The sequence below is a fragment of the Deinococcus radiopugnans ATCC 19172 genome (genome assembly GCF_006335125.1).
Lineage (GTDB): Bacteria > Deinococcota > Deinococci > Deinococcales > Deinococcaceae > Deinococcus > Deinococcus radiopugnans.
The window spans coordinates 160334-184567 of record NZ_VDMO01000005.1 but is presented as its reverse complement, the minus strand read 5'-3'; the positions used below and the strand labels follow the sequence as shown (position 1 = coordinate 184567).

Annotated in this window: 16 protein-coding genes and 1 pseudogene; 5 read left to right on the top strand and 12 right to left on the bottom strand. The window is 64.2% G+C overall.

Annotation, left to right across the window (positions count from 1 at the left end):
• Positions 1-197 precede the first annotated feature (197 nt).
• From FHR04_RS06300 to FHR04_RS06290, 3 genes are all read left to right on the top strand, one after another.
• Positions 198-491, top strand: coding sequence for a hypothetical protein (locus tag FHR04_RS06300; RefSeq protein ID WP_139401705.1), 294 nt, complete (start codon positions 198-200; stop codon positions 489-491).
• Positions 492-575: 84 nt separating this feature from the next.
• Positions 576-1652: a zinc ribbon domain-containing protein gene (locus FHR04_RS06295; protein ID WP_139401704.1), complete on the top strand. Its 1077-nt coding sequence runs from the start codon at positions 576-578 to the stop codon at positions 1650-1652.
• Positions 1649-2485, top strand: a complete 837-nt coding sequence (locus FHR04_RS06290) for a phage NrS-1 polymerase family protein (protein ID WP_139401702.1) — start codon at positions 1649-1651, stop codon at positions 2483-2485. Before FHR04_RS06295 ends, FHR04_RS06290 begins: the two co-directional genes overlap by 4 nt.
• A 182-nt stretch (positions 2486-2667) precedes the next feature.
• Here FHR04_RS06290 and FHR04_RS06285 read toward each other — a convergent pair whose 3' ends face one another.
• Positions 2668-5613 (bottom strand): DEAD/DEAH box helicase, encoded by a 2946-nt coding sequence (locus FHR04_RS06285; RefSeq protein ID WP_139401700.1) that lies wholly within the window; start codon positions 5611-5613, stop codon positions 2668-2670.
• A gap of 707 nt (positions 5614-6320) precedes the next feature.
• Between FHR04_RS06285 and FHR04_RS06280 the strand changes: the two genes are divergently transcribed.
• Positions 6321-6659, top strand: a complete 339-nt coding sequence (locus tag FHR04_RS06280) for a hypothetical protein (protein ID WP_139401698.1) — start codon at positions 6321-6323, stop codon at positions 6657-6659.
• A gap of 36 nt (positions 6660-6695) precedes the next feature.
• On the opposite strand, the gene FHR04_RS06275 is transcribed toward FHR04_RS06280, so the two are convergent.
• From FHR04_RS06275 to FHR04_RS06265, 3 genes are all read right to left on the bottom strand, one after another.
• Positions 6696-7376 carry a hypothetical protein gene (locus tag FHR04_RS06275; protein ID WP_139401696.1) on the bottom strand — a complete coding sequence of 227 codons (681 nt, stop codon included), beginning with the start codon at positions 7374-7376 and terminating at the stop codon, positions 6696-6698.
• A gap of 173 nt (positions 7377-7549) precedes the next feature.
• A complete protein-coding gene (locus FHR04_RS06270; RefSeq protein ID WP_139401694.1) occupies positions 7550-8029 on the bottom strand; it encodes a transposase family protein in 480 nt (159 codons plus the stop codon).
• 64 nt (positions 8030-8093) lie between these two features.
• Complete coding sequence (locus FHR04_RS06265) at positions 8094-9350, bottom strand: Fic family protein (protein WP_139401692.1); 1257 nt, start codon at positions 9348-9350, stop codon at positions 8094-8096.
• Positions 9351-9714: 364 nt separating this feature from the next.
• Between FHR04_RS06265 and FHR04_RS21665 the strand changes: the two are divergent.
• Positions 9715-10672 (top strand): annotated as a pseudogene (locus FHR04_RS21665) (transposase).
• A 393-nt stretch (positions 10673-11065) separates the two neighbouring features.
• On the opposite strand, the gene FHR04_RS06255 reads toward FHR04_RS21665, so the two are convergent.
• From FHR04_RS06255 to FHR04_RS06220, 8 genes are read right to left on the bottom strand one after another with little or no spacing between them, the layout of a single operon-like run.
• Entirely contained in the window at positions 11066-11281 is a 216-nt protein-coding gene (locus FHR04_RS06255) for a hypothetical protein (RefSeq protein WP_139401689.1), read from the bottom strand.
• 42 nt (positions 11282-11323) lie between these two features.
• Entirely contained in the window at positions 11324-12484 is a 1161-nt protein-coding gene (locus FHR04_RS06250; RefSeq protein ID WP_139401687.1) for a cysteine desulfurase family protein, read from the bottom strand.
• Positions 12481-13950, bottom strand: coding sequence for a BREX system Lon protease-like protein BrxL (gene brxL, locus FHR04_RS06245; protein ID WP_139401685.1), 1470 nt, complete (start codon positions 13948-13950; stop codon positions 12481-12483). Before brxL ends, FHR04_RS06250 begins: the two co-directional genes overlap by 4 nt.
• A complete protein-coding gene (locus FHR04_RS06240; protein WP_139401683.1) occupies positions 13947-16097 on the bottom strand; it encodes a DUF11 domain-containing protein in 2151 nt (716 codons plus the stop codon). Before FHR04_RS06240 ends, brxL begins: the two co-directional genes overlap by 4 nt.
• Positions 16094-21343: a hypothetical protein gene (locus FHR04_RS06235; protein ID WP_139401681.1), complete on the bottom strand. Its 5250-nt coding sequence runs from the start codon at positions 21341-21343 to the stop codon at positions 16094-16096. The genes FHR04_RS06240 and FHR04_RS06235 overlap by 4 nt, the downstream gene beginning before the upstream one ends.
• Positions 21344-21354: 11 nt before the next feature.
• Positions 21355-21846: a hypothetical protein gene (locus FHR04_RS06230; protein WP_139401679.1), complete on the bottom strand. Its 492-nt coding sequence runs from the start codon at positions 21844-21846 to the stop codon at positions 21355-21357.
• Positions 21836-23116: a DUF4007 family protein gene (locus FHR04_RS06225; RefSeq protein WP_139401677.1), complete on the bottom strand. Its 1281-nt coding sequence runs from the start codon at positions 23114-23116 to the stop codon at positions 21836-21838. Before FHR04_RS06225 ends, FHR04_RS06230 begins: the two co-directional genes overlap by 11 nt.
• Before the next feature lie 6 nt (positions 23117-23122).
• A complete protein-coding gene (locus tag FHR04_RS06220) occupies positions 23123-23914 on the bottom strand; it encodes a phosphoadenosine phosphosulfate reductase family protein (RefSeq protein ID WP_139401675.1) in 792 nt (263 codons plus the stop codon).
• Between the last annotated feature and the right edge of the window lie 320 nt (positions 23915-24234).

Here is a 24234-nt window from a genome sequence, read left to right as displayed (position 1 = left end):
CCACCGCACGCCACATCCCACGCTGCGACCCACCGCGCGTCATGCCGTAGCAGTCGTCCATCGCCGGCGGGTTGCAACGCTGTTCCTGGCATCGCCGGCGGACCGTGCAGGTTCTACCCACCGGTGGCCACCAGGGGACCGCCCCTGTGCCGTGGAGGTGAATCAGGAACAGTCAGATGCCAGCAAAAAATCTGGATATGACAACGCTGACCCTTGAACAGCTCCAGACACAACTCGATGCCCTGGTGATTGCGGGCACCATCAACTGGGCTGTGCCAGAGGTGATGACCTTGTGGGACACGATCCGCGCGCAGCAGCCCGACGCATGGCGCGACATGTGCGAGTGGATGCTGGGTGATCCCAAACATGATTTGTTGCGCGCGCTCTACAGGCAATGCGATACGTACTGGGGTGCCACGGTACCGCTGTACCCGCACCTGGCGGAGCAGGTCAGTGCGATGTTGCCGATGCTGTCTGAGCGCATGCGGTAGACCGCGCCCGGACCGGAGCCGGGCGCACAGCGCGAGGAGGGCCAAGGGGGTGATGGAAAGGAACGGAACGGGAGGAAGTAAAAGATGCAGACAACAACCACGCGATACAACGTGCGCGTCGCCGACGCCGATGCCAGCCAGCTCAATTCGCTCGTACACAGCGGTGGGCTGCTGCGGCAGCACCAACCCATCAGCGGGATGACCGGTGGCGAGGTGTACGTGCCTGAGGCCGCTGCGCTCGCAGGGCAGCATGTGATCCACGACGGCCTGTTGCAGCTGGGCAACACGACGTTGGCCGCCGAGCTGCACCGCCTGCCAGTGCAGGAGCACGCCCTGCTGGTGGCCGGCAGTCCCGGATACATGGAGTACCCCCAGCAGCAGGGCCTGGCCCACGGGTTGCTCAGGCCCATGAATCCGGCCGCTCAGAAGACCTGGGTCAACCGGCTGGTGGCCAGTACGGTCCAGGGGCGAGCACCTGGCGTGCCTGGCCTGGTGGCTCCCCCCCCGGGCACCTGGCGGCCTGAGGAAACCCGCCTGGTGTGCCAGGGTGGCCTCTGGTTCCTGAGCCTCGCCTTCGAGCTGGACGCGGTCTCGCGGCCGCAGCGTCTGGGCCTGATGGGCGTTGACGTGGGCTTGGCGCCACTCGCGGTGGCGGCCGGGCACGGGGGCCAGATGCTCTCCACCCGCCCGCTGCACCTGTTGGACCAGGCGGGGCGTCACGCGCTGAACAGTCAACTGGATAACCTGCCCCCTTCCCAGCGCGCCGAGGTGCAGACCCGTTACGCCGCGCTGGTGTATGGGGCGGCGCAGGCAGAGTTGGCCACCCTGACCACGCAGCTGATCGGCTGTGCTGACACCGTAGCTGTTGAAGCGCTCCGCTTTGGGACCTTCCGGTCGAACTTCGTCGAGCGCGCCCGTGAGCTGGCGGTGGCCGACTGGGTGCAGGGGGTGTTGCCCCAGCGCATTTATGCCGCCGGCGGGCGGCTGTACCGGGTGCGGCCGGCGCACACCAGCTCACGCTGCCACCGCTGCCAGCAGACCGGCCAGCGCGCCGGTGCGGTGTTCACCTGTGCAAGGTGTGGTGTGCTCAACGCACACCACAACGCAGCACTCAACATCCGGCGGCGGGCCTGGAGGGTGATCCGGCGGGGCCGGCGGTGATTCGCCGGCTGACCCAGTTCCAGGGCGTGCTGCCGGGGGAGGTGCTGGCCCTGGAGACCTGGCTGCCGTGGATCGGGCTGCCCCGGGGCAACGGACGGATCGGGAAAGCCCCCAGCCTGCCCCGGGACGGACGGCTGCGGCCGGTGGATCCGCGTGGCGCGGGGCTTTCCCTCAACGAAGCGCACGTCCTCGGGCGTCAGCACCACGCGGCTGGCCTGGGCGTGGTGCTGCGTCCTGACGACCAGCTGGTCGTCGCGGATCTGGACGTCCCGCTCGGGGCACAGGCACGGACGCTCCTGGATCTGCCGGGATACGCGGAACGCTCTCCTGGTGGGGGCATCCACCTGTGGACCTCGGGGGCGCTGATGGGCAACCGGCGCCTGCCGGGTGTCGAACTGCTGGCCGCCGGCTACGTGACCGTGACGGGCGAGGTGTTGCCAGACCGTGGCTGTGCGTTGGCACCGCTGGACACCGTGCTGGCCTGCCTGCCCAACAAGGCCGTGTGCCCGGTCTCGCCCGCTGGGGTGCGCGGGGCGCCGCTTGAGGACGGTCAGATCCTGCCGCGCCTCTTTGCGGCGCGGAATGGAGCGCGTGCCCATCGCCTGCTGATTGAAGGCGACTGGGCGGCGCTGGGTCACCTGAGCGCCAGCGAAGCGGATCTGGCGGCGGCCAGGATGCTGCGATTTTATGTCCAGGACGCGGAGAAAATCATTCGCATCCTGCGCTCTACTGCGCTGGCGCGAGAAAAATGGGATCACGCCGATTATCTCGAGCGCACCGTCCGGCGTGCGCTCGATCTCGGTGGGCCGGTGTGGCGGAATTCGGCCGCCTGACCGTGCCTGCCATTCAGCCGATTTTGGACACAGGGAGGGGGAACGTCACGACAGAAGAGGCGTGGATGTCTCTACGGTGTCCCGGCGCTCCTGGCGAGGGCGTGCAGGTGCTGGTGAGGGACGGCAACTACGGGACGAAGGGGCGTCACGGCGCCCCTTCCTGAGCGTTGGGCCCAGGGAGACTACGAGCACATAATTCGCAGGCTGCTGCCGTGATCTTGCGTGAAATACAGAACGTTGTCGATCAGGCGCCCCATTTTCGGATCGCTCTCGTGTTCCGCTTTGGCGCGGTCCAGGCCGGGCTGGACGACCCAGACCGTAATGGGGAGCAGGAGAGGACCGGGAGTGGACAGGATGCTGCCCACGGTGGTCAGGTCGCCCGTGACAAAGCGACTTTTCCCAGGAGCGCCCGCCCCATACTTTTTTTCCCGCTCGGCCAGGTGGCGCCTGAGCAGATTGCGGTCACGGTAACGCAGACACTTCACGGCCTGTCCCAGAACCTCGTACATGTCCCCGACGCGACTCCCAGCTTTATCTTCCTTGCTGCCCTTGCAGTGGTAGAAGTTCACGCGCACTGGCAGGCGGTCATCCTCTATCAGGTCCAGCGTGATGAAGTCGGCTGCCTCCCCAGTGTCATGGTCAAAGAACACGACCTGGTGCTTGCCGTCGAGTTCGCGTCTGAGGTGGTCGTGAATGGAGACATAACCGGCCTTCTCGCAGGTGATCTCAGCGGTGATGTCGACCGCCGCGGCAGCCCAGTCGACCATTTTGAAAATCTCTCCGGGAACCTGTGGTTCGAAGTCCAGGGCGCGGTAGTGGACGTTCCGGGTCACGCTGGAGAGGTCGTCATACCAGAATTGAGGGGCATGACTGTCCAGGAACGGGCTGATGCCCTTCTCTTCCCCCAGGCGCTGCGCCACGCGCAATTCGACAGCCTGGCCGGGGAGTACGACGTGCTGCGGCCGGGGGGTCAGCTCCAGCCGGCACTGCAGGATGTGTTCCCGGTACGCCAGGTCGAAGCGCAGGGCGCCCACGGTGCTTTCGTCCTGCCGAACCCGGACCTCAAGTTCGGTGGGATGCAGGGTGAGGCCGCCGACCACGCCCGGCGCGGTCAGGTGAAGTCGCCGTTCTGCTCTGCTGAGGTGGTAAAGCTCGGCGGGCCAGTCGGCCATCAGCAGCATCCGTTCCTGCGGGTCCGGGAAACTGGTGACCACCGTTCCTCCGTCCAGGGCGTCCAGCGGGGTGGGCAGACTGTCGGCCGCCGGGTCGCTCAGCTTGCTCGCCAGGGCGCGGCACCACTTCAAGAAGGAATTCAGGCCGGCGTACCGCAGACTCCAGATTTTCGCGTAGTTGCTGCTGATGCCCAGAGTCTTCTTGCTGTCTGGTTCTACACTGGCCCCGAAGGCGTGGCCGCGGGTAAAGCGCTGTCCATCGCGCTCCGAGATGGCGTGCTGCGCGGCGCTGCCAGTCAGGATACGGTAGGACTCCTGGCCGATTGCGGCCTGGCGGTTGCGCATCCCGATGTTGTAAATTTCCGGGTCGGTCCAGCCGGTCAGCACCCGCCGCAGCTGCGGAGCGGGGAGTTCGTAGGCCCCGTCCGGGGCGAACGCCTCCACGATGGCCTCATAGGTGTCCTCCTCCTTTTGGGTTGAACACACGAACAGCAGCCGCTGCTCCTGGACGAAATAGACCACCAGAAGGTGATGGCGGACGTTGTCCAGCACCGGCACGGTCAACCAGCGCGGTGTCTCGACCTCATCCCAGACGATCACCGCGGCTTGGCGGTCGTCGCTGACCTCTGAGTACAGCACGTCCATGCCTTTGGGCATGGCCTCGAGGTCGAAGCCCGCGCCATCGGGCAGCTGGTAGACCTTGGCGTGGTGGAAAGGCTCGAGGGCGCCGAGCGACAGCTCCCGGGCCGCGCGGGTTCGGTCTGATGGCCGCCTGGTTGGCCGGAAAGAGTCGAACAGTGCCTGGTTCTCCACCTCGTGGGCCACGCGCCGGTCGTTGAGGTTGGCAATGATCTCGCGCCAGTCCGGCTCCTCCGGATCGCTGCTGTACAGCTGGAACTCGTCGTGCCGGATCCGGTTCTCCTCGGCAATAAAGCGCGCGTCCCCCAGAGGTTGTCCTGAGTGGCCAGTCCGCGCGAAGCGCCCGATGAACTGCAACGTGATGGGCAGTGACTTGTGTGGGGCGTGGATTGCAGCAATTTTGAGGTTCGGAAAGTCAAAGCCCTCCCCCATCATGTCCACGCAGATAACGCCGTCTAGCTCACCTTTTTTCAGCGCTTCGATACGCCTGCGGATGGTGCTGGGCTGGAGGCCGCTGTGGATCTCTTGCAGCTTGAGGCTGGTGTGGTCGGCGTAGATCTTGGCCAGGGCGCTGGCGCGCGACTTGACGGACGTTCTCACCATCAGCCGGTGGTCCAGCCCCTGGTCGCGGTCTTCAGCGAGGAGTTCCGCGGCCTTAAGGGCAATCAGCACGTCTGCGTCTTCGCCCGCACCAGGGTTAATCGGCACGAAATTGATCCGCCCAAAAATCCCGTCCTCCTGGGCGCGCTTGAGAGGGTAGTGGTAGACGATCCGGGCGCCCAGGCGCTGCCTGTCGTTCCTGAAGGGCGTGGCGCTGCACAGTACCCTGCGCGTCTCCCCGAAGGAGTCCAGCAGCGCTTTCCACGTGGGGGCCTGTTCGTGATGGGCCTCGTCGACGAGAACGAGGTCGAACAGCTTCTCTGGCGGCGGGGCCACCTGCCCGGGCCGTGGGCTGATCGAGGGGGGGGACGCAATGACGACGTCGAAGCCCTCCAGTTCTCTCCACGCCTCTTCTGTTGCCAGCCAACCGGTGACTTCATGGACACGTGGCGGTGGGCAGTCCAACGGGAGGACGCCTGTGCGCTTGAGAATGTCCAGGCTCCGGAAGCCTTCCGCAATCTGCTCACGCACAATGACGCTGGGTGTCACCACCAGAACCGGGCCAGCGCGCAGCACGAAGGCGAGTGCCATAAGCACTGCCGTCTTGCCGGAGCCGGTTGGCATGGCCAGCAGGGCCGGTTCGGTGTGGAGGCTGAAGTGCGCCTGGACGGCACTGATAGCTCCAATCTGGTTGGGCCGCAGGTGGCTGCCGTCCACCTGACCCAGGAGCGTCACTTTCGGTGCGTGCTGCTCGAAATACGAGAGAATGTGCCGATCACCTCCATGGTCACCGGGGCGAGGGGTGCCGCCGTGGCCCCCAGTTGCTTTTCGACAGAGGGGCCAACCCTGAACTGATCAGAGTGCCAGCAGCATGATGGCCCACGCCACCAGCAGCGTGGGCCAAACTTGTGGCGTCAGCGCGCTGGGCAGGCCTCGCTGGGCCCACATAGATTTAGGCACAGGGGGGGTTGCTTGATGCCCAGGGGGTCGTTGACGTGCCGTGAACTTCACCAGCACACCGTCGATGACATGGCCCATCGTCCAAGGTATCTGGGTACAGATTGAAGGGAGCGGACGTCCTGTGGGTTGTGGAGCGACCCGCCCGATTTGCCACGAGTGCTGCCGAAGTGAGATGGGGCGGCCCCAGCCGCCCTGAATCTGTATTACTGAAGTGTTCAACGCAGGACGCCTGGGCTGGACATAACCGCTCGCCTGATGGGCGAGCAGTCACCTGCAGATTCCTGGGCCGGCAGGCCTCGACGCTTACGCTGCTGATGGGATGAAGTTGTAGTCGGACGTCCTGTGGGTCATTGAGCACAGGTGGAGCGAACTTCCAGGCGCTGCCACAACCTGGTGCGCTGGGCAGCACCTTGCAGAAGGCTTTTTAAGCCCTGTTCCTGTGGATTCGGACAGGATGGGCGCTGATGCCGTTCTATCCTTACCAGTGGTCTCCGGAGGCCCTGGCGCGCCTGCCCCAGAGCCTCCGTGATGAGTTGATTCCGTACAACGACAATGGTTGGCGAGGTCACTTGAGCTCGTTCAGTGAGGAGTTCCTGTGTGGTCGCGTCATGAGTGCGGCGCTCGACGGAAGCGCAGAGCAGATTGAGGCCCTGGGCTGGCTGTGCCGGGAGTCTGAGTGCAATTTTCCGCGAGGGTGCGTGGGCACGCCAGAGAAATTCGAAGAGTGGACGGGCCTGAACCGCAACCCACCTGCCGAGCCCCTGTACATCATCAGCAAGGTTGACCCGAACGACCTCCATTGAGTCTCACGTCCCCGCGGCCTTGGCCGCGGGGACGAGTTATTGAGCGTGGCGGGCGCAGACGTTGCAGTGGTTTTCGTGCTGTTCCCGACGTGCGGCTTCGGAAGCGATCCAGTGCAAGGTCTCCCCTATCGACTCAATGCACAGATAGTCAGCAGTGGACTGAAACGCTTCCTGCTCCATCTCGTCCTGAACGTAGTACCAATTAACCGCCGTGTGCTCCCAGCGGTTCTGATCCACTTCGGGCCAGGAGCGCATCAGCTCGCGGCCCGAAATATAGTGCCGGACGTAAGGCAAGATTTCAGGCGCAAGATGCCACGCGTCCTCCAGCGCTTCCTTCGTCACCAGGAGCGATGGTGGCGGGCAGCACCAGTGGACGAGAGCGGCCGCGACGGTGCGGCTGGCCCAAGGTAGGTCGCGGGGGTTGCGCATCAGCGGGGCGAGGGCCTGCTGCAGAATCGGCAGGATGGCTGTGACCGGATCGGCGCGCATGGCCTCGACGCGCTCGGCCGTCACACATGCCATTTGGAATGCAGCCTCCTGAAGCGTCACCAGCGCGCCGAGCGCCCAGGCTTGCTTCGCCGGGGGAACGGGACAGCCATTGGCAAACCGGCCCAGCACTGCCGCATGGCGATTGCCAGCCAGAATCATGTCGTCCAAATGGCCCCTCAAGTGGCTCTCGACGCCTGAAGGGAAGGGCTCGTCGTTGTTCGTCGTCATTGTGGTTCTCCTGGGGCAGGACGCCCGTGCTGACTGTGTACCTCATGAGCTTGAGCGCTGTCCTCCCAGCGCCGACGTGTCAGGGCTCACAGGCTCAGAATCGGTCAGTCGCCCCGTGCTCATCCATGTGGCCTTGGAGCCAGCCGCCACATTTAAGCCGCCTGTAAGGCGATCTACGGCATACATTGATGGACCAGCTCAGTTCCGACAGGCTTTCCAAGGAGTGCGCGTGTCCAACAGGCTTTTATCTCAACTCGGTTGAGGAATGAGAGGGCCGCCTGGCCCTCTCGCCCGCTTCCCTTCAGGACCTTGCCGTCTCCGGCCACCAGGACGAGCCGGTCATGCGCCGCCGGATGCTGGGCCTTCACCCACTCCAGCAGGACGCTTTGAAACTGACCCAGATGCTGTTCCAGCCACCAGAAGAAGCGGTAGATCATCGCATGCTGTGGGATCCGGTCCAGCGCGAGGTGCTGTGTCAGCACCTCGCGCTGCCCTGGCAACCATTGAGAGAGCGCCAGAATATTTTCTGACCCTGACAATAAGCCCACCAGAATGACTGTCCACAGCGTCTCCCAGGGGTAATGGATGAGCTTCGGGTCACACCAGCCCGGGATTTGGATTAAAAATGGTAGTAGGCTGATATGTGGTCGCACAACTCCTTATCAGCCCTTTTCCTAACCCTTAATCAAGACAAAAGCCTGGGACTGCTCAGCTTAACTAGACATTCTGTTCGGCTGTCTCTCTTTTTGCCATGTCGCCGCATGTCAGGCCGGACGCCGTGGTGAACAGATCCTCGCTGAACGCTGAGACGTCCGCATTGTCAGGGAGCAGCACGCGGTAATGCACGCCTCGCCCGGCGCCCTCACGGACGAGCATGCCGGCTGCCACGAGGCCGTCCAGGTCGCGCAGCGCGGTGTCCTCGCTGATCGGCCGACGCTGCAGGCCACCGGAGGCCTGGCCTTTACCGGCGAGACGCACGTACTTCCGGCGGGTGAGCTTTCCGTCGAAGGGCTCGAACAGTCGGTTCAGGACGTCCAACTGCCGGTCATTCAGCGCCGCAGCGCGGTGTTGGTCGAAGTACGCGCGCTTGGCGCGCACCGCGCCCAGGGCCTGCTGGGTCTGTTCGGTGGCGTTGAGGACGCGCTGGAGGAACCATTTCAGCCACGCCGTGACGTCTGGAGTATGCTGCCGCTGCGTGCGCTCCAGGATCTCGTAGTATTCCCGCTGGTGCTCCTGGATCTGACGGGACAGGGAGTAGTGCCGCTCGCTGCGCCGGTCGGCGCGGGCGAGCAGTAGATCGGTGATCACCCGCGCGAGGCGCCCGTTGCCGTCTTCGAAGGGATGAATGGTCAGAAAGTGCAGGTGCGCAAGGCCGGCCTTGATGACGGGGTCGAGGTGCTGCTCGGCTTCCAACCACGCCAGGAAATCGTCCATCAGGTTCGGAACACGGCCGGCCGCCGGCGCCTCAAAGTGCACGGTGGGCTTGTCGAGACGGTTGCCGACAACCTGCATGGGGCCCTGCGCGTCGGTGCGGTACTGGCCGGTGAGAATCGGGGTGAGGCCGCTCTGCCCGGTGGGGAACAGGGCGTTGTGCCAGCGCAACAGGCGTTCCTCGGTGAGGGGCTCAGAGGCGTTCCGGGTGGCGTCGAGGGTGACGTCGACCACGCCGACGACGTCGCGGTGAAGTTCGGGCAGGCCCGCGTACGGCAAGCCCAGGCGCCGGGCCACGCTGGAGCGGACCTTCATCTCGTCGAGCACCTCGCCCTCGATGCGGCTGCTGCGGGCGGCGTCGTCGGTCAGGGCGTCTATCAGGGCGCTTTGCTGGGCATCTAGGCCCAGGATGCTGAGCTGTCCGCTGAGGACGCCGCGCTGGAAGTTGACCTGTGCGAGCAGGTTCGACACGGCGGCACTGTTCCAGGTGAAGTTCGTCCAGCCGGGATGGTTATGCAGATAGCGCGGCTGAAAGCGGGTCATGCGGCGATTCTATCACTTAAGTGCCGCATTATTAGCGGCGATTCGTATCTGCAATCGCCGCATTGTTGCGGCACAGCGTGCATGGCCAGAGCACCTGAAGAAGTCACGATGCCAGAGAAGGTCAAGCAGTCAGGTTGTCTCAGGGCTCTGTACCGGACAACTCCATATTGAGAATGTGCTGGACGGCAAATCCCTGAACGTGTGACTGGTTGCGAACCGGCACGACAAATGGCGGTGTTTTGGGTGTGTGACCACGCCAAAACCCGCCGACCTCCAGCGGAGCGAACTGACCCGCCACTTCAAAGCCTGCGTCCCTTTCCTGCGCCACGACACGCTGCAGCGTGTCGTGGACATCGTCTTCGCGATGATCACGGCCAGGAGCGTGAATCAGAGTGACCTGTGTGCTCATCTCCCCGGCACGAGTTCCATCGAAGCGAAGAAACGCCGGGTGGAACGAGGTTGCCGGGATCCTCAGCTCACAAAGCCCGTCTTCCTGGCGTTTCTCCTGGCCTTGTTGCCCCCAGGGAAGTTGCTGCTCAGCCTGGACCGCACCACCTGGGAACGTGGGGAATCCCCCCTGAATCTCCTGGTCCTTGGCATCGTCCTCCACGGGTACACCGTGCCACTCGTCTGGACCGCGCTGGACCATGACGGCAACAGCGGCACCGTGAAGTGTATTCAGCTGGTGTCGCGTCTCCTGAAGGCCTTCCAGCGGGACGCTGAAAGGGCCTGCCGACCGAGAATTCATCGGCGGTGAATGGTTCCGCTTTCTGAGGCGCAAGAAAATCAAACGGGCCATCCGCATCCGGAAAAATGCTGTGGTGGACGAGCTGCGGATTGATACGTGGTTCGGCGATCTCCAAGTTGGGGAGGTGCGGTGCCTCGCCGAGAAGGCCAACGTCTACGGTGAGGTGATGCAAGTCGTGGCCACTAGGTCCCCTGCAGGGGATCTGGTGGCCATCGCAACGGATTTCAGCGTCTGGGACACCTGTGTTCTGTACCGGGCTCGCTGGTCTGTGGAGTGCACCTTCGCGAGCCTCAAGGTCCGCGGCTTTGACCTGGAGCGCACGGGCATCATTCGCCCTGAACGGTTGGAACGTCTCTTCGGGCTGGTGATCCTGGCGTGGGTGAGCTGCCTGCGGGTGGGCGTGTGGCTCCAGGCATAGGTGCCAGTCCAGGTGAAGGCTCATGGCGGCCCGGCCATGAGCCTGGTGCGGTACGGCGCCGAACGTCTCGGCCATGCGCTGCGCTGGATGTTGCCCGAGTTACCCTGTCTGCTCAAGCTGCTGAGGACTTCATTTGCCATGCCAGACGGGGTTTAAAGGAAAGATGTCCGGTACAGAGGTCTCAGGGCTATTTTTTCATTGAATCGGGCAACACAACGCTGTCAGCGTCTGTCCCAAAGTGTCCACTGGGCTCCAGGAGCAGAACAGGAGCGGCCCTGCTGGGCACGCTGGTGCCGCAGATCAGTACGCTGCGGGCAGTACCCCGACGGTCCGGGTTGGTCTGCGCCTGAAACGCCACGCCTAGGCGGCGGAACTGGCATTTGGGTGGGGACGCTGCCCGCCGGGCGGCCGGACGCGGCCTCCGCTGCGCGACGGTGGTCAACTGTCCTGATCGCGCGTGGGCTCCGCCGCCGCTCTCTGGGCACAGGAGGGGGCGGGGGATGGCCAGCGTCAGGGTCCCCTAGAACCTGCCAGGCCTCTGGCCCCTTCTCAGGAATTGGTTCCATCGAAGTAGACCTCGACGCACCGGCGCCAGCCGTGCAGGTCGGGTAGGCACTCCTCAAAGTATTCGATGCCGCCCCAGCCGTCCTCGACCGGATCTTCAGGCCGGGGCAGCGGCGTGTCCTGGGCGTCCACGGCCACCGGCACCACCTTTGGGGGCTGACCAGAGGCCTCCCAGCTGCGATCTTGTACGGAGCTGAGCAACGTGAGTACTCGGGCGAGAGGGCGGTCGTCGGGGCCAGGGCTTCAGGTGGGAGGCGCATAGGACGCGAGTCGGGCGTGCACCAGCGCCAAGTCCCTGACCAGCCGGGAAAGGTCTTCCTCCTGGGTGAACCGGCCCAGGCCGACGCGGAATGTTGCGTCCGCGTCTTCCCGGCTGAGGCCGATTGCGGTCAGAACGTAAGAGGGTTCCAGCGCGCCGCTATTGCACGCTGAACCCAGGCTCAGTGCGTACTCGGGAAGGTTCAGCAGCAGGGCGTCGGCCTCCACACCAGGCAGGGTGACGCTGCTGTTGCCCGGCAGCCGCTGTGTGGGGTGGCCGTTGAGGCGCGCTGCCGGGAGACAGGACCGCAGGGCTGACTCGAAGCGGTCCCGCATGGCCTGGACGCGCCTGGCGTCGCTGTCTCCCTGCTGCCGCATCAGATCGGCCGCGACGCCCAGACCCACAATGGCGGGCACGTTGTGGGTGCCTGGGCGCAGGCCCCCTTCCTGTCCGCCGCCCCGCATCAGGGGGGTCAGCCCCCCTCGGCGCAGGGCGCGGCGCACCAGCAGGGCCCCACTTCCTTTTGGCCCGTACAGCTTGTGCCCACTGAGAGACAGCAGGTCAATCGGCAGCGCGCGCCAGTCCAGCGGCAGGCGGCCCACCGCCTGCGTCGCGTCGCAGTGCAGCAGCGCGCCTGCGGCGCGGACCCGCTCAGCAACCTCCGCCACAGGCTGCACGGTGCCGATTTCGCTGTTGGCCGCCTGCATGGACACCAGCAGCGTCTCTGGCGTGAGCAGTTCGTCCAAAGCGTCCAGCACCACCAGGCCATATCGGTCGACCGGAGCGTAGACCACCTCAAAGCCCTGCCCGGCCAGGTCGCGGCAAGGTTCCAACACGGCCTTGTGCTCGGTGGGCAGGGTGATGATCCGGCGCCGGTGGCCCTGCACCGCGGCCCTGGTCACGCCGTACAGGGCGAGGTTGTTGCTTTCTGTGGCGCTGGCGGTAAACACCACATCGCTCGGGGGGGCGTTAAGCAGCTCGGCCACCTGCTCGCGGGCCCCCTCGACCGCGTCCGCCGCCCGGCGCCCGGGAAGGTGGGTGGTGCTGGAGGGGTTGGCGAACTGCCCGGTGAAATACGGCAGCATGGCGTCCACCACACGGGGATCACAGGGGGTGGTGGCGTGATCGTCGAGGTAGACGGTCACTGGACGTTGAGGCCGTGCTCGTACTGCCGGTACTCGCTGTCGAGGGTGTACAGCTGATCCCAGATCAGCTGCCGGAGTTGCAGGGCCGGCTTCACGCAATACCGGTGGAATTCCAGCGGGGTCGGCTCGCCATGGGGAAACTGGATCTTCATCAGTCCGGCAGCGATGGCGCGCACCGATTCCTCGTTGCGGCTATAGGGCCTCGCGCCTGCGAGGTGCACGTTGCGGGCCGCGTAGCTCTCGGCTTCCAGATCTTCGCGCAGGGCGATCAGGGCGTCGCCAAAGAAGTCGGACTTCAGGCCCACGGTCAGCGCGGAGTCCAGGCCAACAAGCAGCTTGGAGCTGAGCTTGGGCAACTGCCATCCAGGCAGCAGGGCGCGGATGCGGTCGAGAAAGGCGGTCTCCTGCAGAAAAGAGGGCAACTCCTCCACCAGCAGTTCGCGCACCGGCCGCTGCTGGTCATCGAGGGAAATGTTGGCCAGGATCACGAAGCCGCAGTCGCTGGCAGTCTCGTGCAGGCCGCCGCGCGTCAGCTTGCCGTTGGCAAGGTAGCCCTTCAGGCCGCCCACGATTTCCTCGGGCTTCTCAAAGCGGGCCGTCTGGACTTCGTCGAGCACCACCACCTTGAAGCGCGCCAGCAGGCCCCACTGCCCGCTGGCGTTGTTCACGAACAGCACGGCCGGGGAAATGTTTCCGCCGCTGATCAGGCGCACCTTCGGGCTGATGTTCTCGAAGGTAAAGCTTTTGCCCGTTCCCTTGGGTGCGAGCTCCATCAGGTGCATGTTCTTCTGCACCAGCGGCAGCAGGCGGCACAGCAGCAGGGTCTGCTGCCACTCGGTAAAGGCTGACGGGTCAAAGCCCAGCGAGGTGAGCAGCAGCGCTCGCCATTCGTGCAGGTTGAACTGCCGTCGGGCCGCCTTGTAGAGCTGCAGGTTCACGCTGGCCTGCATTGGCTTGAAGGACAAGACGGCCACGCCGTCTTTCAGGGCGCCGAGTTCCACCACGCCCCACATCCCGTGCCGCAGCAGGTCCGGGTGGTCTTCCAGCAGCGCGTCAGCAATGTAGGCGTCCCCGATGCCCAGCAAGCTGAGCTGCGCGACGCGCTCGGCATCCTTGCCCTTTTTCAGCCGCACCTCGGCCTGCAGGGGGGTCAGCACCTTCACGGTCTGGCCCTGCGCCAGGCGGTGCTTGATGACGTTCTGCTCGCCAGGGCCAGGGATCACCCGTGCGGCCCAGTCGCGAACCTTAGTGGCCTCCTCGATGCTGAGCTCGCCCTGCCCAGGCACCACGCTTTCAAGCACCCACTCGGCCACATAGGCCGGAATCCCGCGCTTCGTGAGCTGGCTGGCGGGCAGACGGCGCTTATCGATGGCGAGCGACTTGAAGACCTGCACGACTTTGCCATTCAAGTCGTGGAGGGCTTGCCCGTCCAGGGGAGAAACAGTGTTCACGGCCTCGGCATTCATGACAGCAAGTCTCCCAGGATGTCAGCGGTGGAGGTGTACAGTTCAACGGATTTCAGCTTCAGGGTGACGGCGACGTCCTGGGCCGCGCTTCGCGGCGCGCGCACCGTGGCCCGCAGGGTCAGGGCGCTGAGCGCCGCCGACGTCGGCCAGGAGCCGAGGGCCACGGTCAAGCGCTGCTGGCTCTGCGGCGCCACGGTCCAGGGTGCCCAATCGGTGACCTGCGCGCCCAGCGGACCCCCCAGGCGTTCCACGACCAGCGGCACTGAATTGGGGTTGGTCAGGGTCAGGATGAAGGTGCCGGGTTCTTCGGCCTGGCCATCGCCCTCTGCCGTCAGGGTGGGCAGGCGGAACGCCAGGTCACGCACATACGTGACCCATGGCAGCAGGACTTCCTCAGGGCTCAGGCCCCCATGGGGACAGATCACGTTGCCGCCCCGTCCGGCTGTGTCCACGAACGTCTCGTCGCTGAACAGCGCCGCGGCGTCCTCAGCGAGGCCGTAGCGGCTGCGGCCCAGCAGGACCATGTTCTCCTCCAGCCGGAAGCCTGCGGCAGGAATGTCCGCCCAGGCGCCGTAGGCCGCCCGGCCCTCGGGGTTAAAGCCGTCGGGCGGCGTGGCGGTGCGCCCGGAGGCGCGCAGCAATCGTCCGTGGTCGGTGGTCACGACCAGCTGCACCGGCAGCCCCTCCGGCAGGGCGGTCAAGAGGCCCAGCAGCCGCCTGGCGATCACCGAAAGCCGCGCCGAGACCTCATCCCGGGCGCGGTCCAGGCTTTCGGCCTTGTGGTAGATCACGTCGGGTTCAGCGATGTTCCAGAACACCACGTCGCCGGCGGCGGCTCCGCGCAGCGCTTCTCCTACCCGGTCCTCTTTTGTCGCCTGAAAGCCGAGCAGAGGCTGCGTCCCAGTCTGTGCGGGCGCCACGCCACAAAACAAGGCTGGCTTGGCGCGGCTGGTGATGGTGGGCAGGGCACCGAACGCGATGTCCTGTCCGGTGAGTGTCAGCCGGCGCCCGGTATCGTGGCGGGCCAGTTCGCGCTGCAGAATGGCGAGGTCATGGAGGTGCAGGCCGTCACAGACAGCCACCAGGGTCACGTAAGGCTGGCCACACAGCGCCGCGCTGCGCCGCCAGATCAGCCGCTCCGCGTGTGCGCCGCCGTTTAAGGCCGCCGCGTAGACGTCCAGGAAGGCCTCCACGAACTGCCGCAGGTGGGGCCGCAGCGCGGCGTGGTCGGCCTCGTTCCAGCTGCGATAGGGCAGGTAGGCGTCGGTCATCCAGTCCGCCCAGGCTGGGACTTCCTGGGGGGGCAAGGGAGGCAGCGGACGGGGCAACCGGGCGAGCAGGTCACCATGCAGCTCAGTCTGGAGATGATCCTGTATTTCTCGCAGCGTGTCCCGGCCCAGGGCCTCGGGATGGTGACGCAGCCACTCCCCGGCCGCCGTGCCGGCAAGAGCCAGCACCTGGGGGTCGGCCTGCCGCTCCCGCAATTCGCGGTAGACCGCGATGCCCCGTGCTGCGGTTGCGTGCTCTAGCATCTCGCCCAGCCGCCTGCAAACGTGGTCCGGGAGAACCGCCGGAAAGGGCCGCGGCCAGTCGAGGCTCTCGCTGTCCAGACCCAGCCAGCGGCGCAGCAGGCCCTCGGCGTGGGCCTTTTCACTTCCGTCATCTGCGGCGCCGTCGTACACGCCGCGCCAGTGGCCGCTGACCTCGCCAGCCAGGGCCGTACCCACCTGGCGCATCAGGGTCTGCGCTCCGGGCTGCTGGGCCTCGGGCCCCACCCACCACAACAGCCACTGCGCGGCATGCTGGGGTTCACCGACCAGGGCGGCGCTGTCCAGCATCGTCTGGGCGAGTTCATCGGCACTGTCTGCCTGCGCCAGCGCCGGCCAGCCCCTTAGGGCGGCCTGCGCGTCTGTCAAGGCCAGCCGCGGCAACAGCCGCTGCAGGCGGGCTGTGGGGGCCACCACCTCCTGGGTGGGGATGCCCCGCCCCGCCCCGAAGCGCCTGGCCCAGCGGCAGAGCGCTTCGCCGTGGACCAGCAGGGGGCCGTCGCCCAGCGCCAGGCGCAGGAACTCGGCTTCGCTGTTCACGCTGTGCGCCCCGGCCACCTCGGCGCCGCCCGCCGCGTCCAGGTAGAAACGGGCGCTCATGCGAGGGTCAGTCCGCTCATTTGCTGCAGGCGCTCCAGACAGGCCTGGCGACGTTCCGGCGAGGTGATGCGGCTGAACAGGGCCTCAATCTGCAACACCTCGTTCTCTTCCAGGCGGCGCGCCACGTCGGCCTGCAGGGCTTGCAACTTCTGAACCGCCTGACCGTCCAGGAATACGGGTGGCGTGTGCAGCGCCTGTTGCACCCGGGCGAGACCGGCGCCGTCTTCGGGGCGCAGCGCGCTGAAACTTTCACGCTGCTGTCCCAGCCAGCTTTCGGCCTCCTGGCGCTTGACCTTGAGCGCCTCCAGGAGCTGTTGCCTCAGCCTCTCGGCGTGGGCCTGCTGCCCAGCAGACAGCGCGGGATGCGCGGTCAACTCGCCCAGTTGCTGCAAGACGCTGTGCGCCTGCCCAAGGTCACGCAGGGGGGTTGCGCCCAGGGTCTCCAGCTCCCGGAGCACCGGTTCCATCGCCTGTCGCTGGGCTGCCAGGCCCTGCAACTGAGTCTGCAGCTCAGCGGGCAGCCACGCCCGCGGGAAGCGCCCCAGATCCACGGCTTGAATGGCCCGAACAGACGTTGCTGCGCCCAGCGCTTCTGCCTGCTGCTGGATTTCGGAGGCCAGTCGCCCGAGCTGCTCGTCGGTCTGTCGCTGAAGTTGCTGCAGGTCCTGTTCGATGCGGGCGCGCTGCCGCTCTCCCAGGGCCGCGTGGGAGAGGAGGGCCTCGAAAAGTTGCCGCCGTTCGCTCAGGTCATGCAGGCGTGTGTCGCGGCGTCCGCGCAGGGCCTCGGCCTCACGCAGCACGTCCTCCAGTTGCTTGGCGCGTGCCGCCAGCGTCTGGACCGGCTCGTCCCATTCGCTGCCCTGGAAACGGGTCTCCTGACGGATGATGTCCGCATGCAGCTTGCTGGCGGCCTGAGCCGTGAGCAGGTCTTCAGCCTGCGCGCTCCATCCGGCGGGCAGCGTCTCCAAGCGTGCAAGTTCGGCCTGCAGGCGTTCCTGCTTGGCTGTAGCAGCTTCAGCGGCCGGTGGTGTGAGGGTGGGCCAGCCTTTTAGCTCGGCGAGCCGCTCGCGCAGCTTTACGACCGTTCCCGTCTCGGGTACGGCCCGGATCCGTTCCAGGGCTGCTTTTTCCTGTGCGGCCGCGCCGGCCTGGGAGCGCAGGGCGTCCCTGAGGGCGTCCAGGTCCGGGCGACTCGCTTCCGGCAGGAAAGCCGGCGGCGCCTCCAGGTCGCGGGCCAGCGCTGCGGGTGCCGCGCCACTTTCCAGCTTCGCCCGCCGCTCCTCCAGCCAGGTCAGCGCCTGTGCCCCGCACTGAGCGACCTGGGCATCCAGCGCTGAGACGGCCTGCGCCACCAGCGCCTGCTGCGCAGGCGACAGGACAGCGGCGAACTGTTCGGCCAGCGCAGCGAGGCGTCCGCGGGTCTCGTCGGCTTCCTGGGGCGTTGCTGGAGTGCGCCAGCCCGAGACGGCCTCGAAGTACGCCACCAGCTGACCAGCACGGGTGGTGATGGCGGCCATCTGCTCGGCTTCCGGTGTGTCGCGGTACTGGTAATTTTCTTGCAGCAACTGCTCACGGAGCTTTATGGCCGCGTTCTCATCGGTGACGCCGTCCAGCTGATCGGGAAGCCCAATCAGGCGGCTTTCCAGCCCGGCAATGGCCGCCTTGATTTCGGTGTATTTCTGGTCAGCCATGATCGCGGCCTGGTCCGACTTTGGATCAATCTTCTGCAGACTTTTCAGGCTTTCGCGCAGGGTCGCCAAATTCCCCTGGGTGGAAATGCTCCGGATAATACTGACTTCCTGTTCCGCAGCCTGATCGCCTTCCAGACGTTCCCTGGCAGCCTTCAGGTCTTGCAGAGCCTGCTGGACGCGTTCGTTCGCTTCGGTCAGGTTCAGCGGGCGCAGGGCGCTCAATATGTTCTTGAGCTGCTGCTCGCGCAGGGCAAATTTCCCCAGATCGGGCAGCTTGGAAAAGTCTGTGGCCTGTTGGTCCGTGACCTGCAGGATGCGCCGGGTCAGTTCCTGCCGCAGGGTGTCAACGCCCGCCTTCTCAGAAGCGACCACCGTCAGGGGGGGCAGCTTGGTCAGGACATTCATCAGGGGAACCGCCGCCTCGACACTGCTTGCCCGGCTGAGCTTGGCCTCGAAGTCCGCGACGGCCCGGTCGTAGGCGTCGAGGTTCTCCAGCCCCTGCTTCAACTTGTTGGCGGCGCGCTTCAAGGTCTCCAGATACTCGCTGTCGTAACGGGAATTGTTGGTCTCAAACTCCGCGAGGGCCAGGACGCCTTTCTTGGCGTCGATCTGACTGAGTGGCCCGACTTCCAGGGCGTCCAGCACCGCTTTGACCTTGGCCAGCTCCTGTCCCATGTCCTTGCGCGATATTTCCGTGGCGGCCATGGCATTGAGGAAGTCGGCAGCTTTTTTGAACACTGCTTTTTTCTTGCCGTCGTCGTCTACGGGGCGGCTAAGACTGCCCACTCCGCCGAGCTTGATGGCTGTGCGGTTCTTGCCGATCCAGGCGGCAAACAGGAGCGCCAGGGTGTTCTGGTCGTAACCGTAAGCCGGTTGCAGCAATTCGGTCAGCACCTCGCCGGGTGGCACCTTGCCCGCCCGGGGTGAGAAGGTCATGTCAAGCCGCGTCCAGGCTTCCTTGATGCGGCTGTGCTGCGGCTCCACCAGCTGCTTGCGCAAATTGATGACGCCCCAGCTCTCTTGAAGCAGGCGCACGAGATCCTTCTGGATGGCCGCGCCAGCAGACCACTGCACCGTGTCGAGACTGTTGTCGATCAGTTCGTGAATCAGGTCGACGACAGCCTTGTTCAGATTGGTTCCGCTCAGCTTGTACTGGGTGAAGAAGCGGTCCGGATGCTTGCTGTAGGCCGCTGCGTACACCACGCCCAGTGCTATCCCCAGACGGTTGGCAGTCACCGACGTGATGTTCTTGGCGGCCAGCCCGCCGCTGATCGTCGGGGGCGCAGTCAGATCACCGCTTTTGCGGATGCGCTCAAGCACCACGATCGCCTGGTCACGGAGCCGTCCGATCATCTCCTCGTAGACCACGCCCCCCACTTTGAGCTCATTGGCCGACTTGAAGACGGGGTCATTCAGCACCGCAAGTTTGTGCAGGGTGCCCGTCAGCTCGGCGTGCGGTTCGCGCGGACAGACGAACAACATGGGGGCAGTCTCGTACCTGGTCGAGATGCTGAACAGTTCGCGGACTTTGGCGGGGGTGGCGTCCGCTTCCGCCTGCGTCATGGGAACCACCATCACCACCACACCGCGCGCTTTTGGCCCCTTGTCCAGCGGCACGGCGTATTGCGCCCTCAGCGCGTCCAACACCGTGGGCTTGAGGGCCGAGAAGGGCAGCAGCACTTCCTGTGCAGCCCAGTCGCTAGGATTGCCCCACTCCACCGATACCTCATGACAGGTGGTGAGCCCTAGGGCATTCACGGCATTGCCATTTGCCGTATAGGTGGAGAACAAAGTGTGCAGCGTCCCTTTTTGCTCGCGCAGCGCGGTGGTCTCCCGCAACTGGCGGTCGAGTTCCAATGCGCCGTTGGAGCCTACCCAGAAGGAGTACGTCTTGTTCGCGCCGTCGCGGCGAATGTAGTGCTCGGCTTCCAGGGCCTTGAGCGTCTGGGTTGCCGTGGCCTCGCTCAGACCCGCGAGTTCGGCCACGGTGACGTCATAGCCCACCTCGCGCGTGGCGAGGGCGGCAATGTCGATCAGTACCATCGCTTTAAGAACGGCCTTCTGCTCTTCAGTCAGGTCGGGCTTGAAGACGTTCTTGAAGTTCTTGAATTTGTCCTCGTCCAGCATCTCGCCGAAGTAGTCGACCAGCGAGATTGGAAGCACCCAGTTGGGGCGGCCGCCGTCGAGCTGGGCGGACTCGTCGAAGTGCGTGCGAACACCGCCGTCCTCGTCGAGCACAAAGTTCAACACCGAGCGGACGCTGGTCGACCGCTCCAGGTCGACGCTGGACAGCAGCGCCGTGGTCAGCGGATGCAGTGGGAAGCACTGCTTGGCCACCTTTTCCTGAAAGACATCGAAGGTCCAGCCCATCTGGCCGGGGCCATAACGTCTCTTGTACAGGGTGTAGGCCAGTTCGCTGGCGTCGGCCACGCGGGTGCCGATGCCGCGCTGCGCCATGAACTGTCCCCAGGCCGCCTCGTCGGTCCGGAAGTAGGCGCCCAGCACATCTTCCAGCATGGTCTGCATGCGCTGGCGGTTGGGCTGTGGAATGCGGTTGAGTTCCTTGATCAGGTCGGAACCTTCGGGGCCGCCGACCCTCTCGGCAATAACATTGGGGTCGTGCTGTGATAGGCCCACGAATAGCGCCCTGCCGCGGGCGTTGGACACGCCGTTCATCAGATCCTGAAAGGGAGCGCCCACCGGGTTATTCGTCAGATAATCACGAACGAACATGCTGAACTCATCGAAGAGAATCAGCAGTCCGCCGAAGGGCTTGTCCGGTCCGCAGAGCGTCCCCGTAATCCAGCTCACGGCGTCTTTCAGGGACGTCTCGGCGCCAAGATCGGGGGCAACACCGTACACCGCACGGAAGGCATCCACAGACAGGGTGTACGCTGCCGACTCGCGCTGACGCACCATGTCCCGCAGACTGAACAAATCGAGATCACGCCCCGCCAGGAACTGCTCGGCCTGCTTGGCATAGCTGGGATTCCCTGCGATTCGTGCCAGAGCCTGTTCGGCCGCCTCAAACCAGAAGGGGGGCTTGATGTCACGAGTCGCCTCATGGTGGGTCAAGGCCTCGTCGAGCGCGCGGAAAAAGCCGTCACGCAGGCTGCCCGGCTTGTCGCCCCGCAGGATCAGCACCAGAAAAGGAGCGGTGTGGCTGCGGTACTGTCGGAACATCGCTGCCCGGTCTGCCGGGAGAACATGATCGAGCTTGCCCAGCACCGTCTCCAGCTCTGGCGAACCCTGGGGCTGCCCAAAGTAATTGGCGGCAGCCAGACCGAAGTGGCTCTTGCCGTGTCCGTAGGTCGCCATAAACACGAAGCGATTGTCGAGCGCCGGCGATGTGGCCGTCTGGCGCAACAGGTCAAGTAGCTCCGCTGTTCCTCTCCGCTCCTCGCGCCCCCCACTGCCACGGGTGAACATGAACCGCCGGGTCAGGTCACGGTTCAGGTCACGGTTCTCAAAGTAGGTCGACAACTGAACGTCGCTGCGGAACTCAGTGTCGGTGTCGGGAACGCTGATGTCGCGGATCAGGGCGGGGCCACTCATATTTTCTCTCCTTAGAGATTCCAGGTGCAGAGTCGCCCCTGGTCTTTCCACTGGGCCAGATCGGCGTCCCACGGCAGCAGCTCCTCGGCGGCCTGCGGGAACGCGGCGAGCAGGGCGCGGGGCCGCTTGATGAATGTGCTGTGCAAGAACGTCCAAAATTGCTGTCGCTCCTCGCCGCTGAGGGCCGCGATTGGCAGGTCCACATTGGACAGCAGCAGGTGCTGCGCTTCGTGCCGCTCGGCGCAGACTGCGTCCAGCTCGGCAATCAGTCGATCGGCGGAATACCGTAGCAACCGTTCATCGGGCCTGAGCCGCGCCACGCGCCAGCTCTGGAAATCGAGGTGCCCCAGATTCAACCGGGCAGCCACCTCCTTTTCGCGGCCTAGCCATGCGTCGGGCAACAGCAGCAGACCGGTCTTGACGTACAGGCCCCCACCCGTCAGGCGGCGCACCAGCGCCGAGGCTTCTGCGGTGCCTGTACCAGCTGCAGATTCAGAGGGCATAAATGCCGTCCAGCAGCGCCGCTGGCGCAGGGGGCCGGGTCACCTGGTGGGGTGGGGCCTGCAACCACAGCTCAAGAACGCCTTCTGTGGCCAGGCCCCGCAGCGCACGGTTCAGGGCAAACTGGCTCAGGAAGAACAGGCTGCCAAAGCCGCCCGGTTCGGACAGGTCGCTCAGGTTGCGGGTCTGCACCGATCCGAACTGCCCTTCCCAGTAGAGGGCTAGGGCATAGGCAAGCACGCCTGGGGGCACCGACTCAGGGTCGCCCAAGCCATAGCTTTCTCCCGACTCTTCCAGCAAATGTAACGCGCCTAGACCCTCTGGCTTGGTGTACGTTCCTGCGTAGATTGTCGCGCAAGTCCGCAAGCTGCGGGGGGCCAGGTCTCGTCCCTGCTCGGCTTGCACACTACGGCCCACTTCCTCGGTCAACTCATTCCCACCGAAGGTCACACCCAATTCAGGCAATTTCAGGGTCAGGTCATGCCAGAAGCGTGGACCTGGGCCCTGCGGGGCGCTGAGGTGGTAATGCATCAACCACTGGGTTGCGGGCAGAGATAAGGAAGCGTCGTGCGCCAACACATGTTGTCCAAGTGGGGTGAGTTGATTTTTTCCAGGCTGTCGTAGCCCACAGCAGGAGGCGTAGCGAGGCATGGCCTTGACATAATTGTTGCCAAGATGGGTAGTGTCGCGCAGCACTGAGGAGAGGGCATCTTCGCTTTCGCCTCGCCCGATAGACTGCAGGACCGCTGCGATGGCCGGCCTGTTCAGTGGGAAGCTTTCATGGAACATCAGCCCACTTCTTGTGCTAGACGACACCGCCACAGTCCTCTGCTCTGAGATCAGCACATCCATAATACCTCCTCGCAATGATTCCCTTCCGCTGGGGCTAGAAAGAAATTGAAATATTCCGTCATCCAGCTGCGCATATTCAACGGACTGCTCCAGTCTTTTGGTTCCGCCTCCAGAGGTGGTAATCGAGGCGTAATACTCTTCTTGGCCTGGTTTAATAACGTGGTTCCACAGATTAGAAGACCGAAGGTGAAAAAATGGAGGTCCTATCTGTGGCAAATCATCGCCAACAGCAAACTCCTGAAAAATTCTTAGAAATGACTTCTTCAACTGGGCGTCAAGATAAATTTTGTTCCCGCTGATATGCCCTTGATCGAGGAGCTCAAGGACAGCCAGCCATAGAATGAGCTTATGTGGCTTCTTGCGGCCTCCCCAGCTCCCCCTTTTCGACTCCTCGATTATCTTGTCAACAAGGAAATCCATGCCTTCTCAGAGGTGACAGACCAGGCAGGAAGCTTCATCTTCTTCATCTAGCAAGTCGATCAAATTGCTGCTTGAGGCTTCCTTAATGCGCAGCTGGGATTCTTTAATTTGTTCCACGCGCTCTGGGACTTGTAGCTCTTCCAAGCTTTCAGTTGCCGACCAAGTAAATCTCTGGCCTGTCACTGTGTCGAATTTCTCGAAGGTCTTGGCCTTCTCGTAAAGTTCGGGGTGCCTTTCTAGCAGTCCTACCCATTCTCTGCGCTGCTGATAAAAGCAGAAGTAGCAGCCCGACCGGGAACGCCATTGGTAATATTCCGGGATACCCAGTCCGCTTTCCTCTAGAAGCTTGAAGACATCCCTTTTGATCAATCCCTCGTCAATGAATGGATAGACTGCTTTCAGATTGGGCTTAGTGGAAATGTATCCTTTGCGGTGGGGCTCATCAGCTCGGATTGCTATATAACTAATAGCCTCTTGATCACCAACATATTTCTCGAAAGGCTTGATCTTCAGCATTCTCGTACACCATCGGGTCCGACTATCTGGCAAAACCCCTCGGTAGATATCCAAGTAATGCGAAAAAGGCCTATCTGGGTTGAGGCGCACAATTGGCTTTCCCAGGTACGCCTCAAGTCGGTCGAGATATTCATAAGTCTCTGGCAACTCCTCACCAGTGTCACAAAAGACATACTCCATTTCTGGAATCCTGTCGCGCATGAAAATGGCCAACGCGGTGCTGTCCTTGCCGCCGGAAAGCGAAAGGATGTGACGCGGGGAGCGGGACTGTGATGAAGTCATGATCTGAACTGACTCTACTGCCTTACTGCTCACGTCGTTGTCACATTTGTGGATCCGGGTAGAAAGCCAGTTCTGACACCGCATTGCATTCGACGTCGTCGGGCTGCGAAGGACGTGCAGGGCACCGATGTGCCGTGCAGCGCGGTGCGGTCACGTTGGGGGCACTGCGTCGTCGTAGTGCGTGAGGCAGATGTCTGTCTTGCAGCCGGTGGCCTCGCTGGCCCGCTATCTCTGCTGCTGCTGCCCCCGGCTGCTTGCGAGACCCGAAAGACGACATGGCGCCCGAACTCCTGGCCAATCTGGCCTGCCTCCACACCGTG

Coding starts and splice junctions, on each gene's coding strand:
- FHR04_RS06295 (WP_139401704.1), top strand. CDS start 576: ATGCAGACAACAACCACGCGATACAACGTGCGCGTCGCCGACGCCGAT.
- FHR04_RS06280 (WP_139401698.1), top strand. CDS start 6,321: ATGCCGTTCTATCCTTACCAGTGGTCTCCGGAGGCCCTGGCGCGCCTG.
- FHR04_RS06220 (WP_139401675.1), bottom strand. CDS start 23,914: ATGACTTCATCACAGTCCCGCTCCCCGCGTCACATCCTTTCGCTTTCC.
- FHR04_RS06300 (WP_139401705.1), top strand. CDS start 198: ATGACAACGCTGACCCTTGAACAGCTCCAGACACAACTCGATGCCCTG.
- FHR04_RS06265 (WP_139401692.1), bottom strand. CDS start 9,350: ATGACCCGCTTTCAGCCGCGCTATCTGCATAACCATCCCGGCTGGACG.
- FHR04_RS06225 (WP_139401677.1), bottom strand. CDS start 23,116: ATGGATTTCCTTGTTGACAAGATAATCGAGGAGTCGAAAAGGGGGAGC.
- FHR04_RS06275 (WP_139401696.1), bottom strand. CDS start 7,376: ATGACGACGAACAACGACGAGCCCTTCCCTTCAGGCGTCGAGAGCCAC.
- FHR04_RS06240 (WP_139401683.1), bottom strand. CDS start 16,097: ATGAGCGCCCGTTTCTACCTGGACGCGGCGGGCGGCGCCGAGGTGGCC.
- brxL (WP_139401685.1), bottom strand. CDS start 13,950: ATGAATGCCGAGGCCGTGAACACTGTTTCTCCCCTGGACGGGCAAGCC.
- FHR04_RS06230 (WP_139401679.1), bottom strand. CDS start 21,846: ATGCCCTCTGAATCTGCAGCTGGTACAGGCACCGCAGAAGCCTCGGCG.
- FHR04_RS06235 (WP_139401681.1), bottom strand. CDS start 21,343: ATGAGTGGCCCCGCCCTGATCCGCGACATCAGCGTTCCCGACACCGAC.